The organism is Sulfuricurvum sp. RIFOXYD12_FULL_44_77 (assembly GCF_001830725.1).
GTDB lineage: Bacteria > Campylobacterota > Campylobacteria > Campylobacterales > Sulfurimonadaceae > Sulfuricurvum > Sulfuricurvum kujiense_A.
Map to the genome: position 1 here is coordinate 1 of NZ_MIBU01000102.1, position 1,668 is coordinate 1,668.

Consider the following 1,668-nt stretch of genomic DNA (forward strand, 5'->3'; position numbering starts at 1 on the left):
CAAATACGGCTCCGACACCCTCGTCATCATCGAAGTGGGCTCTTTTTTCGAGGTCTACGAAGTCAACAACGAAAAAATGAAGATCGGAAAGGCGAAAGAGGTCGCCGAGTTTCTCAACATCCAGCTCACCCGTAAAAACAAAACGATACTCGAAAACTCCATCCAAAATCCCTTATTAGCAGGGGTTCCGACCGTCTCGATCGAGCGCTATCTCAGCCGTTTGGTACAATCGAAAAAATACACCATCGTCCTCGTCCGTCAGCAGGGGGAAGTCCCCAACATCCGCCGCTATATCTCTAACATCATTTCTCCGGGGACGAACTTCGACTACATCGCCGAAGCGAGCGAAAACTACATTGCTTCATTGCTCATAGATCAAAATAACGGAGTCTATTCCATCGGTTACTCCGCTATCGATGTGGGGACGGGAAAAACCCTCATCAACGAAATCCACGGAACCCGCGAAGATAAAACGTATGCCCTCGATGAAGTATTTACACTGCTCCAAAGCTACCAAACCTCCGAAGTAGTAGTGACGTTTTGTGCGGGAGATATCGACCGTGACGAAGTGAATCGTTATCTGGAAATCAAGAACCATCACCGAACCTCGATGAACGAGAAGCGTCTGCGAATCGATTATCAAAACGAACTGTTTGAACGGATCTATCAAATCCGATCCCTCCTCAGCCCCATCGAGTATCTCGATCTGGAACGGTTTCCGTACGCTTCCGAATCGCTCTGTATCCTTATCAACGTCATTATCGACCACGATGCGGGGATTATCGAGAAGATGAACCGTCCGACCTTTTTAGGGACGAATCGCTATATGTATCTGGGGAACAATGCGGCGGAACAGCTGGGGATCATTTCACGTGACTCAGACGAAATGACACTCCTCAAACTGATCGATAAAACCTCTACGGCGATGGGGAAACGGCTGTTGCGTGAACGCCTTTTGAACCCGATTTGCGATCCAAAACTCCTCGAAGAGCGGTACGATTTGATCGATAAAATGGGGGATCATATCGCACCGTTGGAGACAAAGCTCAAAGAGGTGTACGATCTGGAGCGAATACTGCGTCGTTTGAAGCTGGGTAAACTTCACCCTTTTGAGCTCGCCTATTTTTATGCGTCGCTGAGTGCGGCGGAGTCTCTGTTCGAGGATGCCGAGCGTTTAAAAATTACCTACGATAAAGCCAGTGCACAAGAGTGCCGCCAGTGTGCTTCCGAACTGCGTCGCATCTTTAATATCGAAGCATGCGCCAAATTCCGACGCGATCAGGTAGATCAGAATCTCTTTAACGAAGGGATTGACCCCTCTATCGATGCATTGGAACAGCTCCAAAGCAATAACGAAGCGAAACTAACCGCTATTATCAGTCACATCGATACTTTTTTCGAGTCGGGGGGTTCGTTCGCCTCTATCGGATGGCTGGAGAGTGAGGGGTATCATCTGTTGATGACCCGTAACCGCTACGTGAGTGTCGAAGAGGCACTCCATAACAGCTTTTTTACGTTGGATGGAGAGCATTACTTTTTCCGCGATTTTCAGGTTCGTAAACTCAAAACAGCGGTCAAACTCTCCTCGACTCTCCTCGATGAACTCTCGATCGAAAATGCGGGAGCCAAGTCACGGATGATCGCGCAGGTCAAAGAGCGTTACCGTGA

At 48.6% G+C, this 1,668-nt stretch carries 1 pseudogene; it reads left to right on the forward strand.

Features of this window, described 5'->3' with window-relative positions:
* Positions 1-1,668: pseudogene (locus A2517_RS04515) on the forward strand (DNA mismatch repair protein); the annotation flags it as partial.